Raw genomic sequence first — 18,051 nt, 5'->3', positions numbered from 1 at the left:
ATAAATCTACAGATGTAGATGTTATACCTGCTGCTGTAATAGCAGAAGGATTTGGACAATCCGTGTTAAATATTGAAACATCGTCAAAAGCAAAACCGTCATCTTGACCTGATCCATCAGAAGCAAAAGCAAATCTAAAGATTACATTTGTCTGACCAACTAATCCATCTAATGCATGATTAACATTAATCCAACCATTAGACCCTGTACCATTACGACCAGTCCAACCTTCTTGTTGTCCTCCTGGACTACCGTTAATAGTTCCATCATTGTACCAGTTTGGGTCGCCTAAAGCGCCTACATTCTGCCAAGATGTTCCTCCATCTATTGAACTTTGGAATACAGCACCATCCCAACTAAATTCAGCCTCGTACCATATATTAAATGATACTGTTGGCGCAGTTAAAGAAGACAAGTCAAACACTGGACTCGTTACAAATGAATCGTCATTTGCGCTATAAACATCTGTTAAGTTAGTAACCCATGAGTTTGCACCTGAAGCTGCACTATTTATTACTACTGCAGCTGGTAGACCAAGTGCCCAAGTACCGTTATTGGTATTGTCGGCTACCCAACCACCATCACCTGCTTCAAAATCTTCTGAATAAGGGTAAGTTGTAATTTGTGAATTAGCTTGCCATCCTATAAATAATAGTAGCAAAGCTAAAATGAACGTAGTTTTTTTCATTAGTTTGAGAAATCGTTAGTTAATTTAATCACCTAAACTAAAAAAAAAACAACGTGAAAAACTGTTAAAAATGCTATTATAGACTAACTACTAATTTCATCGATAAAGCGTGTTAAAATAAGCAGTAAATGCCTACAACAACTAAGGTGCAGGGTTTGGAATTATGGCATGAATATTTTCTATCTGTTCCATTAATTCTTCATTTAATGTTAAATTTATAGAATTAATATTTTCTTTTAACTGAATTAAGCTTGAAGCACCTATAATATTACTAGTTACAAATGGTCGACGATTTACAAATGCTAACGACATTTGGGCTAATGACAGATTGTTTTGCTCGGCTAATTCTAAATATTTTTTTGTTGCTAGCGTAGATTGCTCACTACTATATCTTGCAAATCTTGGAAACAATTTTAATCTAGAATTATCTCCAGCAATAGCTTTTACATATTTTCCTGACAACACTCCAAATGCCATAGGAGAATACACTAATAAACCAATATTTTCTCTTAAAGATACCTCAGCCATATCTCCTTCGAAAACACGGTTTAAAAGCGAGTAAGCATTTTGGATGGTTACTGGTCTTGGCAAGTTATTATTTTTAGCCTCTTCTAGATAACGCATGGTTCCCCAAGCTTTCTCGTTGGACAATCCAATCTCTCTAATTTTTCCTTCTTTTTTCACTTGGTTTAAAGCTTCAAGAACTTCTTTAAAATTATCTATCCAAGGATCGTTTGGGTTATGCTTGTAGTCTCTAACTCCAAAGGTATTGGTTTGACGTTCTGGCCAATGTAATTGATACAGATCTATATAGTCTGTTTGTAATCTTTTTAACTCTAAATCTACAGCCTCTTTAATTGATTCTGCTGTAAAACCTGTTGTACGTATATGTGCTGTATAATCTCCTGTTCCTGCTATTTTTGAGGCAACAACTATATCTTCTCTTTTTTTATTTTTAAGCCATGTCCCAATAATCTTACTTGTTCTACCTGATGTTTCGGCTGTTGCTGGAACAGGATACAGCTCTGCTGTATCAATAAAATTAACACCTTGCTCCACTGCATAATCTAATTGTGCATGACCTTCGGCTTCGGTATTTTGATTTCCAAAAGTCATTGTGCCTAAACATATTTTACTGACTTTTATGTTTGTATTTGGAAGTGTTGTGTATTTCATCGATTTGATTGTTTAGCTTTTAAACAAATATAAAAAGACCTTTAATTATTGTTAGTAATTAAAGGTCAAATGTTTGTTAAGGTTTGCGTTAAGGATAGAAGTGGCATCCTTTTTTTGCTGCCATATATGGCAAAAAAAGATATAACGGATAGCCTGACCCTTGTGGTAATGCGCTTAAATTAATTATTTAACAGGTTGGTAATCTTGTCTAATTTTGGTGTTAAAATAACCTCGATACGACGGTTTTTAGCTTTACCTTCTGCTGTTGTATTTGGTGCAATTGGAGCAAACTCGCCACGACCTGCAGCTGTTAAGTTATCCGCTTTAATATTTGTATTTTCTTGTAGAATGGTTACAATTGCTGTGGCGCGTTTTGTTGACAAGTCCCAGTTGTTACTTATGTTTCCTTTTGGTGGATATGGTGCGTTATCTGTATGTCCTTCTATCAGTACTGAGATTTCTGGGTTGTCACCTAATACGGTTCCTAATTGTTGTACTGCCTTACGACCTTGTGTACCAACTGCCCAACTACCTGACTCAAAAAGCAATTTGTTTTCCATTGAGACGTATACTTTACCGTTGCGTTGCTCTACAGTTAGTCCTTTACCTTCAAAGTCTGTTAAGGCACTTGATATTGCATTTTTAAGTGCTGTCATCTCTGCTTCCTTGGATGCGATAATGCTTTCTAGATCTGCTACACGTTGCGAGCGTGCCTCCAACTCTTTTTTAAGCTGTGCTAGTCTCGCGTTTTCTGCAGCTAATGCCTGCTCTTTAGTTTCTAGTTGCGCTAATAACTCTCTGTTTTTTTGTGTGTTTGCAGCAATTGCAGAACTGCTATTAGCATCTAACGCGTCGTAAGAAGCCTTTAGGGCATCATATTTATTTTGTGCTACTGCATAATCTGTTTCTAGTTGGTCACGACGTTTTACTGCCTCGTCATATTTTGCTTGTAGTTGTGCTAAATCATTACTAGCTTTATTTTTAGCTTTTAACAAGTCATTGTTTTCATCTTTTAGGTTTCTGTTTTCTTTTTTTAAGGTTGCATATTTACCTTCTAACTCCTTATACACTTTTGGAGATACGCAACTGGTTGCTATAAGCACTAATAGGATTACTGAAATTCTGTTTTTCATTGTTATTATTTGGGATTATGATTCAATTTCGACTAAAATAGGACAATGGTCACTATGTTTAGCTTCTGGTAATATAACTGCTCTTTTTATTTTTTGTTGTAATGGTTGGCTAACCATTGCATAATCTAAACGCCAACCTTTGTTATTGGCTCTTGCATTTGCACGATAACTCCACCAAGAATACTCTTGACGCTCAGGGTTTAAGTATCTAAACGAGTCTATAAAACCTGAGTCTATAAAATCGCCTATCCACTCACGCTCTTCCGGTAAAAAACCAGAAACACCTTTCATTTTAGGATTGTGGATATCAATTTCTTCATGACATATGTTGTAGTCTCCACAAACTACTAAATTGGGTAACGTATCGGTTAATTTATTTAAATACTTTTGAATTAAATCCATGTAATCAAACTTATGCTCTAATCTTGCAGCATTGGTACCAGAAGGTAAATACATACTCATAATTGAAACATTGTCATAATCGACACGAAGATTACGTCCTTCAAAATCCATAGACTCTATTCCTGTACCATACTCTATATGATTAGGTTTTGTTTTACACAACACAGCAACACCACTATAGCCTTTTTTTTGAGCGCTAAACCAGTAGTTATAATGGTAACCAGCGTCTTTAAACAAATCTAAATCCAACTGTTCTTCCATTGCTTTTATCTCTTGCAAACAAATCACATCAGGATTGGCGCTTTGTAACCAATCTATAAATCCTTTGTTGATTGCTGCTCTAATTCCGTTAACGTTATATGAGATAATTTTCATGTGTATTAGTTTGTTGTTTTTGTTTATTACCTAACTTTTTATTCAGCTAGTTTTGCATTAAAAATATTTGTTTCTGCTAAATTAAATAATGCTTTACTTTTACAAGATGAATTACGCCATTTTTACTGAAAAAATATTAACAAAATAATCTAGTTATATTGGTGTTATAAATATAGATGAAATTAACCATTACCTGTTTTTTTATTTTCTTCGGAATTTTTGCGTTTGCGCAAGAACAAACTAATGGGTTAAACCGAAAAATTTTTGCTACTAGTAAAACCATCCAAATTGACAGTGTGAGTATTAACAACATTGGTTTTAAAATTGAAACAAAAGCAGGTACTGTTATAGACGCAAGTTATTATAAAGTAGACTTTGGAAAATCAACACTTACATTTTTAAAACCTATTACCACAGATTCTGTAATAATAAATTATCAAAGTTATCCTGAATTTTTAACCAAAACCTACAAACAGTTTGACAAAAGTGTTATAGTTGAAAACACAGACAACATAAACAAACTAGTCCAACTAACACAACCTAACACTAACAACAGCTACAAACCGTTTGATGGTTTAACAACCTCTGGAAGCATTAGTCGTGGTGTAACTATTGGTAATAATCAAAACTCGGTTTTAAACAGTGAGCTTGATTTACAAATAACAGGAAAACTAAACGATAACGTCTCGCTTCGTGCCAGCATACAAGACGCCAATATACCTTTACAAGAAACTGGTTACTCGCAACGTTTAGACGAATTTGACCAAGTCTTTTTAGAATTATTTTCTGACGATTGGGCTATTCGTGCTGGAGATATAGATTTAATTAATGACCAATCCTACTTTGCATCCTTTACAAAGCGCGTACAAGGATTACAAGTCAAAGCTAAATTTGGAGACGACGACCAACAGACTAACGTATTTGCATCTGGCGCTTTAGTGCGTGGTCAATTTACCAATTATCAATTTACTGCTCAAGAAGGTAACCAAGGTCCTTACAAACTGCAAGGTCCAAACGGAGAATTATTTGTACTAATTGTCTCTGGTAGCGAAACCGTTTATGTAAATGGTGTAGCATTAAAGCGTGGCGAAAACGAAGATTATATTATAGATTATAACGCAGGCGAAATTATTTTTAATGCCACTTACCCAATGACTTCCGAGATGAGAATTAGCATAGATTTTCAATACTCTGAAAGAAATTACTCTAGAATTGTAGCTTATGGTGGTGGAAATCATGAAAGCGAAAAACTAAAATTAGGCGTTTCAGTGTATTCTGAAAATGACTCAAAAAACAATCCTTTGCAACAAAACCTATCTCAAGAACAAGTGGCAATTTTAAGTAGCGCAGGAGACGACTCACAACAAATGGTTGCCTTGTCTGAAGTACCAGAAACCTACAATGAGAATAGGATTTTATATAAAAAAGAAGATTTTAATGGTGACACTATTTATGTGTTTTCCAACAATCCAGACGACACCTTATTTGGTGTTACGTTTACATTAGTTGGAGACAATCAAGGTGATTATATTTTATCTTCTAGCAATGCTATAAATAACATTTATCAATTTACGCCACCTATTGCAGGCGTAAAACAAGGTAATTACGCACCAATTGTACAATTAGTAGCGCCAACATTATTGCAAATAGCAACCGTAAACGGAGTTTATCAACCTACTAAAAAGACAAAAGTTGGTTTTGAAGTTGCTGCCAGTAAAAACGATCTAAACCTATTTTCTAGTCTAGACGATGCCAACAATAATGGCATAGCCACCAAATTAACAGTAGAGCAAAACGTAATAAAAAATGATAGCTTATGGAATGTAAATGCAGTTTTTGATGCAGATTATATTCAACAAGATTTTAAAACTATACAACGTCTGTATGCTCCAGAGTTTAATCGTGATTGGAATTTAAGCCAAGACAATTCAAACCTACTAAATGTCAACCTTGGCAACCAAGCATTAATAACTGCAGGATTACAAAGTTATCACTATAAAAAAGGTCAAATCAATTATAATTTTCAACATTTAAATTATTCCGAAAATTTTAATGGAAACAAACATAATATTAACGCCAATTTAAACATTGGCAATATACGATTAAACACAGCATCTAGTATATTAAAAGCAAATGGAACAACAAACTCCTCTAAGTTTTTCAGAACCTATAATAAAGCCATCTACAACTTAAAAAAACAATGGATTGGAACAGGATTTTCTGCAGAAGAAAACAAAGAACGTATTAACCAAACACAACAATTTACTAACTTAACACAACGTTTTACTGCCTATGAAGCTTTTACTGGTATTGGTGATAGTACAAATGTCTACGCAGAAGTTGGCTATAAATATCGTGTAAATGACAGTTTACGTATCGGTAAACTAGATCGTGTAAACAGCTCAAACACATATTATTTAGACACTAGATTACTTAAAAACGAAAAAACAAATCTGTCCTTATATGTTAATTACAGAACTTTAAAAAATGAAGACCAAGAGCAAGCAAACGAAAACTCGTTAAACTCTCGCCTATTATTTAATCAGCGTTTTTTAAAAAATGGTATTATTTGGAACACTGCTTTTGAAACTAATTCCGGAACCTTACCTCAACAAGATTTTACTTATGTGCAAGTCGAACCTGGTCAAGGTGCGTATACATGGATAGATTATAATGAAAACGGAATCCAAGAACTTGAAGAGTTTGAAATAGCACAATTCCAAGATCAAGGCGAATATATTAGAGTCCTTTTACCTAATCAAGTTTTTATTAAAACACATCAAAATAGGTTAAGTCAAACCCTTACCCTAAACCCTATTGATTGGGTAAACGCAGAGAGTAAAACCAAAAAAATATTCTCTAAGTTTTATAATCAAAGTAGTTATTTAATTGATCGAAAAATTATACGTGACGATGCTGATTTTGATTTAAATCCATTTAAGCAAGGCGAAGACAACCAACTAGGACTAACACTTAATTTTAGAAATGTCTTATTTTTTAATCGCGGAAAACAACGTTACACCACGTCTTACACCTATTTATGGAATAGTAGCGAAAACACATTAAGCTTCGGATTTATAGAGAACAATCTTAAAAGTCATCAGTTAAATTTTATACACAAAATTAAAAACAGTTGGTTAGTAACTGTTACTTCTGCATTGGAACAACAATTTAGCAATAGTGAAAATTTCAGCAGTAAAAACTTTGATATTGACACCAATAAATTCAATCCTAAATTATCCTATTTATTAAACGATAATGTACAGTTTGATGTGTTTTATCAATTTACAAACAAAGACAATACTATTAATAATTTAGAAACCTTGAAACAGCAAAAATACGGTCTGTCTTTTGCTTTTTCTCCTAAAGGAAATGCGCAAGTTGGCGCCATTTCTGGCGAATTTAATGTTTTTAATAACAATTTTGAAGGCAACGCTAACAGTCCAGTTGCTTTCCAAATGTTAGAAGGGTTACAACCCGGAAAAAACTTTACTTGGACTTTATTAGCACAAAAAAAACTAACCAAATTTTTAGATTTAAACCTAACATATTTTGGACGTAAGACCGAAACCAGCAAAACCATCCACACCGGAAATGTGCAACTAAAAGCTTATTTTTAGTAATATTTTATTTTTCGAACCAAAGCATAAAAAGGCTCTCCATTAACAATTTTTGTAATTTTTGTCCAATTACCTTTTTTATCAAACTTATATTTAAAATCTAATGTCTTTGTTACGTCATTATCTATAATAATGGTTCTAATTACATAATCTTCTTTATTGTAAAATGTCTTAATTATACTAAAAGTAGAATCATTAGTTGTTGTCTCTTTCTCGTAAGTTTTAAAGCCCTTATTGTTATAGTCATAGACTACTTTTATATAATTAGTGGTATCACTAATATTCGAATAATTTTTATACTCAATTAAATAATTTCTATCATCGTATTTATAAACCTGTTTTGATCGAATGTTATTAGTGGATGTGTTATAGTTTAGCTGCAGTATCATATTTCCTCTCTCATCATATCTAAATACACTAATATTCCTTTCTTTATTTTGAAATTTTGATTGAGCCTTCTTAGATTTTAGCTTGTTAAGTATATATTTTATATAGGTTCTAATTACTTTTCCTTCGTTATTAAGTTCATATAAAGTTGTGTAATCCTCTCCATCTTCATCTATTCTTCTACTTTCAATTACGTTATTATTTTCATCCCTAACCGAATACCAATGAACAAATTCATTAGGCTCTAAGCTATTATAATAACTCATAGCAATTGGTTTATTTAACTGGTTATAATGGTATTTAACCAACCAAAACTCATCATCCCAAGACACTTCTTTTTGCTCAATTAAATTATTTTTTTTATCATAAGAATAATAAAAAGTTCTTTCTACTTCTCCCGAGAAATCGTACCAAACCTCATTTTCTTTAAGTTCTTTTCTATTAAAATCTGTTTTGCAATTAATATAACCTACGCCTATATCTTTAAAAAAACTTTTCAGATTTCCCTTCTTATATCTTGCTATATCCATAAAACTATAATCTTGATATTCGGTATAATGTTTTGGCATTTTGGTTTTTAAAAACACAAACCTCTCATTAACCGACTTTGGACTTCCATAGATAGTATCCACGTTTTGCTGGCCAAACACTAGTGAAACAAAAAATAAGAGGATAAATTTTAAAATTAATTGCATAATTACTAAATCAGTCTATCAAAGATTATAAAACAATTTAATTTAAAAAAATGATATTTAGGGAACTCCTCTTAACAACGAGTAAAAGCTTATTTTTAAACCATTTGTAACTTTTGTTACCATAAGACACATCTAATTTTGTAAATTTGATTGTTATTATGAGCAAAATTCTAGCCATCACCTATTCACTTTTGATTCTCGTGCAGAGTTTCAACATAAACTTGGAAGATATTTCCAAGTTTAGTGCGTTGCTAGAGCATGCCGAATTCCATCAAGAAATGTATGGTGATACGTTTTTTGAGTTTTTAGCAGAACATTATGGAGACGCTAGAGATACGCATGATAACGAGCATAAAGAACATAAAGATCTTCCGTTTAAGGATAGCCATCATATGTGTACACATATTAACACCTCTTTTATAGGTATTGCAAACAACTTCGAGATTAACTACCAAGAGTTTATTGAAATCCCTTTTAACTTTCATTACAACGAAACGGAAACGGACTCTGTTAAAACTTCTATTTTTCAGCCACCCAGAGCTTCATAATTCAATTTAGATCTTAATCCTATTTACTTAAAATAGGCATTTTATTATTTCTTAATTTTCATGAATTATGTTAGAAAACATCATAAGATTCAGCTTAAAAAACAAGCTGATCATATTTCTATTTACAGCCTTTATTATAGGTTTTGGTATTTTTTCATTAACCAAAATACCTATTGGCGCAGTGCCAGACATTACCAATAACCAAGTACAAGTTATTACCACATCACGTAATTTATCTACGCAAGATGTGGAGCAATTTATAACTTATCCTGTGGAGCTAGAAATGGCTAATTTACCAGGCGTTGAAGAGATCCGTTCTGTTTCAAAATTTGGATTATCCGTAGTAACCATCGTTTTTAATGATGACATGGGAACCTTTTTACCAAGACAGCTTATTGCTGAAAAAATAAAATCGGCTTCCGAGAAAATACCAGAAGGTTTTGGCGCTCCAGAAATGGGACCAATAACGACTGGTTTGGGCGAAATTTACCAATACATTTTAGATGTAAAACCTGATTACAAAAACAAATACACAACAACAGATTTACGTACCATTCAAGATTGGATTGTCAAACGTCAATTATCAGGAATTCCGGGAGTGGTTGAAGTGAATACTTGGGGCGGATTTTTAAAGCAATACGAAGTTGCTATCAACCCAAACAAATTAACAGCAATGAATATTTCTATTGCAGAAATTTACCAGGCTTTAGAAAAAAACAACAGTGTGTCTGGTGGTGGTTATATCGAAAAAAATGACCAAGCCTTTTTTATTCGTGGCGAAGGTTTAGTAAGCTCTTTACAAGATATCGAGAACATAGTCGTTAAAAATGATGGCGCACCAATTTACATTAAAGATGTTGCTAATGTTGGTTTTGGAAGTGCAACACGCTTTGGAGCCATCACAGGAAATGGTGAAGGCGAAAAAGTATTAGGACAAATCATGATGCTTAAAGATGGTAACTCTAAAGAAGTTATTGACACTGTTAAGGATCGTGTCGCATCCATACAAAGTACATTACCAGAAGGCGTTTATATAAATGGCTTTTTAGAACGAAGCGAACTGATTGGAAAAACAACATTTACCGTTGCAGAAAACTTAATTCTAGGATCATTAATTGTCATTTTTGTGGTGGTTTTACTACTTGGTAATTGGCGTTCAGGCCTAGTAGTTGCTTCCGTTATACCGCTAAGTTTATTGTTTGCAATAATATTAATGCGTCAATTTGGTGTCGATGCCAACTTAATGAGTTTAGGCGCAATAGATTTTGGAATTATCATTGATGGCGCAGTTATTATTGTCGAGTTTATTGCGTTTCAAATTATGTCTAAAGCGTCGCATCTCTCAGAAATAAATAAAAACCAAAAACAAACCGAAATTGACCAAATAACACTAAAAAGCGCCTCAAAAATGATGAATTCCGCCATTTTTGGTCAACTAATAATCTTAATCGTGTTTATTCCAATCTTGTCTTTAAGTGGTATTGAAGGCAAAATGTTTAAACCTATGGCAATGACGTTTAGCTTTGCATTAATTGGCGCTATGATTTTGTGTTTAACGTATGTTCCCGTCGTGTCTTCCTTATTTTTAAAACCTAGTAAACAGTCTGCAAAAAACATTTCAGTTAGACTAATGAAATCAATAAATAAAGGCTACCAACCTATTATTAATTGGGCTTTGTCTAACAAAAGAATAGTAGTTGTATTATCTACTATTTTATTAGCCTCAAGTGTTTGGGTTTTTAGTAAAATGGGTGGCGAATTTGTACCCACTTTAGACGAAGGTGATTTTGTTATTCAACCTGTTTTAAAAACAGGAACTTCGCTTGGAAAAACGATAGAAATTACAACAAGAATTGAACAGATTCTATTAAAAAACTTCCCAGAAGTAGACCAAGTAGTCACACGTATTGGAGCTGCAGAAGTCCCAACTGACCCAATGTCTATGGAAGAAAGTGACGTGATTATTAAACTAAAACCTAAAAAAGAGTGGACCTCTGCAAAAAGTAAAGATGAATTAGCTGATAAATTTAAAGAAGCCTTAACTGTAATTCCAGGAATGGAAGTAGAATTTACGCAGCCTATAGAAATGCGATTTAACGAGCTGGTTACAGGTGTTCGTGCTGATGTAGCTATTAAAATTTTTGGAGAAAATTTAACCGTTTTGGCTAATAAAGCAGATGAAATTAAAAGACTAATTGAAAATGTAGAAGGTGCTGCAGATATTTCAGTAGAAAAAGTAGAAGGCTTACCACAAATGAGTGTGAAATTTAACCGAAGCAAAATAGCGCGTTACGGACTTAATATTTCCGACTTAAACGATGTGATCTCAATGGGATTTGCTGGTAAAACAGCAGGAAGTGTTTTTGAAGGTGAAAAACGTTTTGACTTAGTCCTTAGGCTTCAAGAAAATAACAGAAAAAACATTGAAAGTCTTCAAAACTTATATGTAGACACACCAAACGGAAACAAAATTCCGCTTAGCGAATTAGCAGAAATCAACTATACAACTGGTCCAGCACAAATATCTAGAGACGACACCAAACGTCGCATTGTGGTTGGTATTAACGTTAGAAACCGAGATTTACAATCTGTAGTAAACGACGTGCAACAAATAATTGATAGCAAACTAAAACTACCTGTTGGCTATACTATTACGTATGGCGGACAATTTGAGAACCTTCAAAGCGCAAAAGACCGTTTATTAGTGGCTGTTCCTGTAGCTTTAGTATTAATATTTATTCTGCTTTATTTTGCATTCAACTCGGTTAAAGAAGCACTAATTGTGTATTCTGCAATTCCATTATCTGCGGTTGGTGGTATCCTTTTATTATGGTTAAGAGATTTACCTTTTAGTATATCTGCAGGTGTTGGTTTTATTGCCCTATTTGGAATTGCAGTACTAAACGGAATTGTATTAATCGAGCATTTTAAAGCGCTTAAAGCGGAAGGCTTTAGCAATATAACCGATCGTATCAAAAAAGGAACATCAGAACGTTTACGACCAGTTTTACTTACAGCAGCAGCTGCAGCATTAGGTTTTTTACCTATGGCTATTTCTACAAATGCTGGAGCAGAAGTACAGCGTCCTTTAGCAACTGTTGTTATTGGCGGTTTGTTTACTGCAACTTTACTAACCTTAGTTGTTTTACCAGTTTTATACGCTTGGTTTGAAGAAAAAAATGCATTAAAAATGAAGAAAAAATCAATAGTTACAATCATTATTTTGTTTTTAACTTTTAGTATTCAAGCACAAAACAACCCTTTAACTATTAAACAGACTTTAGCTTTAGCTATTGAAAACAATGCGAATTTAAATGCTGAAAACTTAAAAATTGACCAATCCAATGCTTTAGTTGGTTCGGCTTTTACGTTTGATAAAACGAGTGTTTACTATAACTATGACGAAAGTAATTTAGCTGTAAACAATCAACCTCTTAAAGTTTTTGGAATCTCACAAGACTTTAAATTCCCAACGGTTTATTTTGCTGAAAAGAAAGTAAACGAATCTAAAGCTAGTTTGCAAGAAGCTAATTTCAGTTTGCAATTACAGCAATTAAAAAAACAAGTGTACGCCTATTACTATCAGTTAAGTTATGCTAAAAACAAAGCCAAAAACTATAAATATTTAGACAGTTTATATAAAGATTTTGCACAAAAAGCAAAACGTAGATTTGAGTTAGGCGAAACTAATTATCTAGAAATGATTACCGCACAATCCAAACAGAAACAATTGGAAACACTTTATAAACAATCGCTGCAAGAGGTGACTTTATACAACCAACAGCTTAAAAAGATAGTGCAAGTAGATTCTCTTACTATTGAAGACGGATTACTAAAAAAACTAGAAATAGAACAATTATCTGCTAATCAAAATGTTGGCTTATCGGTTTTTGATGCCACTATTAATTATCAAAAAGCACAAACTAAATTAGAAAAACAAAGCTTACTTCCTGATTTAAATGCGGAATATTTTCAAGGTACAAACAGCTCTCTAAACGACAATATTAAAGGCTATCAATTAGGTCTTAAAATCCCAATTTTATTTGGTGGTCAACGTTCAAAAATTAAAGCTTCAAAAATCGCACAAGATATTATTGCAGAACAAAAACAAGATTATCAAGTTAAATTAAATGCAGAATACCAATCGTTATTGGCAAAGCTTCAGCAGTATGAAGACGCTATTAATTATTATGAAACGCAAGGAAAAACCCTTTCCGAAGAAATTATAAAAACAGCAAACAGAACTTTTAAAGAAGGTGAAATCGATTTCTTTCAATACATCCAAAGTTTAGAAACAGCAAAAGACATTCAGCTTAGTTATTTAGAGCAATTAAATCAGTACAATCAAACCGTAATTACCATCAATCACTTAACACTATAAAGAGATGAACAAGATATATATCCTATTATTTTCACTGGTTTTAGCAGCCTGCGGAAATTCAGAAAAAACAACAGAACTAGTTCCTGAAACGGAAACACACAATGACGACATAACCATTACAAAAGCACAGTTTGAAGGTGAAAAAATGGTTTTTGGAACATTAAACGAATACGATTTTAACAACACCGTAAAAGTAAATGGAATGATTGATGTACCACCACACAACAAATCAAGCGTTTCTACTTTTAGTGGAGGTTATATCACCAAAACACCTTTACTAATTGGAGATAGCGTAAAAAAAGGACAACTTTTAGTCACCTTGGAAAATCCGGAATTTGTTGAGATTCAGCAAAACTACTTAGAGGTTTCAGAGCAATTAAATTACTTAAAATCTGAATACAACAGACAAAAAACATTGTTTGAAGAAAAAATTACTTCAGAAAAAAACTACTTAAAAGCTGAAAGCGCTTACAAAAGCAACCTTGCACATTATAACGGACTGCGTAAAAAATTACAAATGCTAAATATTAGTCCGAGTAGCGTGGAACAAGGACGTATTTCTTCCACTATAAATTTATATGCTCCAATATCTGGTCATGTTACAAAGGTTAACATCAGTAATGGGACCTATGTTTCGCCTAGCGATGTTATCATGGAAATTGTAGATATTGATCATATTCACTTAGAGTTATCAGTTTTTGAAAAAGACATTATGCAAATTAAAAAAGATCAAAAAATCTTGTTTAAAATCCCTGAAGCTTCGGACAAAACCTTTGAAGCGGAAGTGCATTTGGTAGGAACCACTATTGACGAGCAAACTAGACGTGTAAAAGTGCATGGACACGTAGACAACGACAAAGAAAACTTTATTGTTGGAATGTTTGTTGATGCGGATATTATTATTGACAGCACAAAAGGATTTGGCTTGCCAAAAGAAGCCATAATTGAAGTAGATAACGATTTTTTTGTTTTAATTTTAGATGAAGAACAAACAGGTAAATTTCATTTTAAAAAGTTTAAATTAGAACTTGGAAAACAAACGGAAGACTATATCGAAATTTTAAATTCTGAAGTTTTAAAGGATAAACAAATAGTGATTAAAGGCACAAATATGCTACTAAATAATGGCGAAGGAGGACACAGTCATTAACAAAAACCTTACAGCACACTACATGGAAAAACACACTAACGACGCACATAACCACAGCCATAATTTGATTTTTGGCAAAAAAACAGAGCTGTATTTTGCAATACTTTGCGGTGTTTTTTTAGTGACTGGTTTTACCATAGCAAAACTAACGGATTTACCAAATTGGACATCGCTCTCAAGTTATATAATTGCTTACTTTTTTGGTGGTTATTTTATAACAATTGAAGCTGGAGCAAAACTACCAAAAGGCCAATTTGATATCGATTTTTTAATGATTGCTGCTGCAATTGGAGCTGCTTACATTGGCAGTTGGGCAGAAGGCGCTTTGCTCCTTTTCTTATTTAGTTTAGGGCATGCACTAGAACATTATGCGATGAATAAGGCTAAAAAATCCATTGAAGCGTTAAGTGATTTATCTCCTAAAATAGCGTTGGTAAAAAATGGAAATCAGCTTATTGAAACACCAATTGAAAATTTAAAAATTGGAGATATAATCGTAGTAAAACCAAACACTAAAATTGCAGCAGATGGTGTAATTATATCGGGAAACAGCAGCATTAATCAAGCACCAATAACTGGAGAAAGTATGCCTGTTGACAAAACAGCAATCCCAACTTTAGACAAGCTACCTGAGTTTAAGCACATCGATAAAAAACACATTGCGTTTACAGGTACTATAAATGGAGATAGCACCATTGAAGTACACGTTTTAAAACTAAGTTACGACTCTACAGTCGCGCGATTAATTAAAATGGTGAGTGAGGTAGAAACCCAAAAATCGCCAACACAACGTTTAACCAAAAAGTTTGAAAAATGGTATGTGCCAATAGTAATTATTGTGGTTGTTTTATTATGCTTTGCCTACCTAATTATAAACGAAACGTTTAGCGAAAGTTTGTACAGAGCTATAACTGTTTTGGTAGCAGCAAGTCCTTGTGCTTTGGCAATATCTACACCAAGTGCAGTCCTTAGCGGAATTGCAAGAGCAGCACAAAAAGGCGTTTTAATAAAAGGCGGAAAAGCATTAGAAGATTTAGGAAGTATTACCACAATTGCATTTGACAAAACGGGAACCTTAACCGAAGGAAAACCAAAATTAACCAATGTGATTGCTTTAAATAATTTTGACAAAAATGAATTTCTACAAATTGTTTTAGAGGTTGAAAGTTTAAGTAATCATCCACTAGCAAAAGCAATAGCAAAGGATATTGAAAAGCTACATAATATCCATTTTAAAGGCGTTGCTAAAAATATTGAAGCCATACAAGGAAAAGGAGTTACAGCCTCTTACAACCATGACAAAGTGTTTATTGGTAATCTAAAATTAATGAAAGACGAAGGCATTATTGTTAAAGACACTGTAATCACAACAATGGATGGTCTTTTACAACATGGTCATACCGTTATGTTAGTTGCTTTAAAAAATGAAATAATAGGTATAATTAGCGTTATGGATACGCCAAGACAAACAGCAGAAAGCACATTAAAAAGGCTAAAAGCAATTGGCATAAAACGCATGATTATGCTAACTGGAGACCATCAAAATGTGGGTGATGCCATTGCAAATCAAATAGGATTAACTGAAGCAAAAGGAAATTTATTACCAGAAGATAAAGTAAAAGCTATTAAAGATTTATTAGCAACAGACGGAAAAATTGCTATGGTTGGAGATGGTGTAAATGATGCTCCAGCAATGGCTTTAAGCACTGTAAGTGTTGCTATGGGAGCAGCAGGAAGCGATGTGGCTTTAGAAACCGCAGACGTCGCTTTAATGTCTGACAAAATAGAAAACTTACCTTTTGTTATTGGATTAAGCAGAGCGTCTAAACGCATTATAAAAGAAAACATTTTTATAAGTTTAGGTGTTGTGGCTATACTTGTTCCTGTTACAATTTTAGGATTAACTAATATTGGATTAGCTGTATTATTTCATGAAGGATCAACCATAGTCGTTGTTTTAAATGCTTTACGCTTATTGGCTTATAAGGAAGATTAATAATACTATTCTTATTTACGCAACCTTTTATTACATTTACCATCTACTAATGGTATGGCTTTTGATAAGTTATACGCTTTAATTAATCAATCTTATTTATGAAAAAAACACATTTATTATTCGTTTTATTATTGACTTCTTTTTATGGATTTTCTCAAGAAGACATTGAAACAACTACAAAAAAAAATGAAATTTCATCAAATTTATTTGACTTAGTAGTCGCAGGATCATTTAACGTTAATTACGAACGTTATTTAGAAAAAAATCAGTCACTTTATATTGGAGCAACGTTTTTTGACACTTATGCTTACTATGATACTGGATATATAAAAGACTCTGATGCTATAAGTCTTAAAGCAGCATATGTTATCTATTTTTCAAAGAAAAAAGATCATGCTGGTTTTTACTTTTATCCTCAAGCCAAACTTAGAATAGGAACTGTAACTGTAGAGGATTATTACTATTACGACTATATTAGTGACACTAATGTAGAAGAAGAATATACGTATGATGTAGACGGTTTTTCTTTAGGCTTTGGTATTGGTCATAAATGGGTATTTAATGACACTTTTACGTTAGGAATTAACGGAGAAATAGCAAGAAATCTTGGTAGCATTGATGATGATTACTTAGATAATGTCGAGCCAAGATTTGGAATTAATTTTGGAATTAGATTCTAAAATTTAAATAATTAAATAAAAAAGCCCAAACTGATTAGTTTGGGCTTTTTTTATAAATTCCTGTTATAATACTTTACATCTTCATTAACCACTCTTTCACATCAACTTCTTTTTTGATGATGTCTTTAAGCTCTGAGATGGCAACACGTTTTTGCTCCATAGTATCTCTATGTCTTATAGTAACTGTATTAGTTTCTATAGTTTCATGATCTACTGTAATACAAAATGGTGTACCATTAGCATCTTGACGTCTGTAACGCTTACCAACCGCATCTTTTTCGTCATAAAACACATTAAAATCCCATTTAAGATCTTCAATAATTTGCTTAGCTATTTCTGGTAAACCGTCTTTTTTAACTAGCGGGAAAACAGCTGCTTTTACAGGTGCTAATACTGCTGGTAATTTTAAAACTGTTCTAACACTTCCATCCTCTAAAGTCTCGTCCATTAAAGAGTTTGAAAACACAGCTAAAAACATTCTGTCTAAACCAATAGATGTTTCTAAAACGTAAGGTGTATAACTTGCGTTATCTTCATGGTCAAAATACTGAAGTTTTTTTCCTGAAAACTCTTCATGCTGTTTTAAATCAAAATCTGTACGCGAGTGGATGCCTTCTAATTCTTTAAAACCAAATGGGAATTTAAACTCAATATCTGTTGCAGCATCTGCGTAATGTGCTAATTTTTCATGGTCATGAAAACGGTAGTTGTCTTCGCCTAAACCTAAAGATTTATGCCATTTCAATCTAGTTTCTTTCCAGTAATCAAACCATTCTTTTTGTGTGCCTGGTTTAATAAAAAATTGCATTTCCATTTGTTC

The 18,051-nt window shown here is 33.0% G+C and carries 12 protein-coding genes; 6 read left to right on the top strand and 6 right to left on the bottom strand.

Annotated elements, in window-relative coordinates:
- The 4 genes from B2989_RS01285 to B2989_RS01270 all read right to left on the bottom strand — a co-directional run.
- Positions 1–688: immune inhibitor A domain-containing protein (locus tag B2989_RS01285; protein ID WP_292942974.1), on the bottom strand; the 688-nt coding region annotated here is incomplete at its 3' end.
- A gap of 141 nt (positions 689–829) precedes the next feature.
- A complete protein-coding gene (locus B2989_RS01280; protein ID WP_292942971.1) occupies positions 830–1,864 on the bottom strand; it encodes an aldo/keto reductase in 1,035 nt (344 codons plus the stop codon).
- Positions 1,865–2,043: 179 nt separating this feature from the next.
- Entirely contained in the window at positions 2,044–2,997 is a 954-nt protein-coding gene (locus B2989_RS01275; protein ID WP_292942968.1) for an OmpA/MotB family protein, read from the bottom strand.
- Between the two features lie 15 nt (positions 2,998–3,012).
- Entirely contained in the window at positions 3,013–3,774 is a 762-nt protein-coding gene (locus B2989_RS01270) for an exodeoxyribonuclease III (RefSeq protein ID WP_292942938.1), read from the bottom strand.
- A gap of 176 nt (positions 3,775–3,950) precedes the next feature.
- Between B2989_RS01270 and B2989_RS01265 the strand changes: the two genes are divergently transcribed.
- Positions 3,951–7,394, top strand: coding sequence for a hypothetical protein (locus B2989_RS01265; RefSeq protein ID WP_292942936.1), 3,444 nt, complete (start codon positions 3,951–3,953; stop codon positions 7,392–7,394).
- Here the strand turns inward: B2989_RS01265 and B2989_RS01260 are convergent.
- Entirely contained in the window at positions 7,391–8,413 is a 1,023-nt protein-coding gene (locus tag B2989_RS01260) for a hypothetical protein (RefSeq protein ID WP_292942933.1), read from the bottom strand. The genes B2989_RS01265 and B2989_RS01260 overlap by 4 nt on opposite strands.
- A gap of 284 nt (positions 8,414–8,697) precedes the next feature.
- Between B2989_RS01260 and B2989_RS01255 the strand changes: the two genes are divergently transcribed.
- The 5 genes from B2989_RS01255 (at position 8,698) to B2989_RS01235 (ending at position 17,231) form a co-directional block, all read left to right on the top strand.
- Positions 8,698–9,024 (top strand): hypothetical protein, encoded by a 327-nt coding sequence (locus B2989_RS01255; RefSeq protein ID WP_292942930.1) that lies wholly within the window; start codon positions 8,698–8,700, stop codon positions 9,022–9,024.
- A 67-nt stretch (positions 9,025–9,091) separates the two neighbouring features.
- Positions 9,092–13,405 (top strand): CusA/CzcA family heavy metal efflux RND transporter, encoded by a 4,314-nt coding sequence (locus tag B2989_RS01250; RefSeq protein ID WP_292942927.1) that lies wholly within the window; start codon positions 9,092–9,094, stop codon positions 13,403–13,405.
- Between the two features lie 4 nt (positions 13,406–13,409).
- Positions 13,410–14,555 carry an efflux RND transporter periplasmic adaptor subunit gene (locus B2989_RS01245; RefSeq protein ID WP_292942924.1) on the top strand — a complete coding sequence of 382 codons (1,146 nt, stop codon included), beginning with the start codon at positions 13,410–13,412 and terminating at the stop codon, positions 14,553–14,555.
- 22 nt (positions 14,556–14,577) lie between these two features.
- A complete protein-coding gene (locus B2989_RS01240; RefSeq protein WP_292942921.1) occupies positions 14,578–16,551 on the top strand; it encodes a heavy metal translocating P-type ATPase in 1,974 nt (657 codons plus the stop codon).
- 98 nt (positions 16,552–16,649) lie between these two features.
- The gene (locus tag B2989_RS01235) at positions 16,650–17,231 is read left to right on the top strand and encodes a hypothetical protein (protein WP_292942918.1); all 582 of its coding nucleotides are present in this window, start codon (positions 16,650–16,652) and stop codon (positions 17,229–17,231) included.
- A gap of 73 nt (positions 17,232–17,304) precedes the next feature.
- Here B2989_RS01235 and B2989_RS01230 read toward each other — a convergent pair.
- Positions 17,305–18,051, bottom strand: a 747-nt coding sequence (locus tag B2989_RS01230) for a glycine--tRNA ligase (protein ID WP_292942915.1), incomplete at its 5' end; no start/stop codon positions are given.

The organism is Olleya sp. UBA1516, assembly GCF_002323495.1.
Classification (GTDB): Bacteria; Bacteroidota; Bacteroidia; order Flavobacteriales; family Flavobacteriaceae; genus Olleya.
This window is presented reverse-complemented; position numbering and strand designations above follow the sequence as displayed.

Coding starts and splice junctions, on each gene's coding strand:
- B2989_RS01280 (WP_292942971.1), bottom strand. CDS start 1,864: ATGAAATACACAACACTTCCAAATACAAACATAAAAGTCAGTAAAATA.
- B2989_RS01275 (WP_292942968.1), bottom strand. CDS start 2,997: ATGAAAAACAGAATTTCAGTAATCCTATTAGTGCTTATAGCAACCAGT.
- B2989_RS01270 (WP_292942938.1), bottom strand. CDS start 3,774: ATGAAAATTATCTCATATAACGTTAACGGAATTAGAGCAGCAATCAAC.
- B2989_RS01265 (WP_292942936.1), top strand. CDS start 3,951: ATGAAATTAACCATTACCTGTTTTTTTATTTTCTTCGGAATTTTTGCG.
- B2989_RS01250 (WP_292942927.1), top strand. CDS start 9,092: ATGTTAGAAAACATCATAAGATTCAGCTTAAAAAACAAGCTGATCATA.
- B2989_RS01245 (WP_292942924.1), top strand. CDS start 13,410: ATGAACAAGATATATATCCTATTATTTTCACTGGTTTTAGCAGCCTGC.
- B2989_RS01240 (WP_292942921.1), top strand. CDS start 14,578: ATGGAAAAACACACTAACGACGCACATAACCACAGCCATAATTTGATT.
- B2989_RS01235 (WP_292942918.1), top strand. CDS start 16,650: ATGAAAAAAACACATTTATTATTCGTTTTATTATTGACTTCTTTTTAT.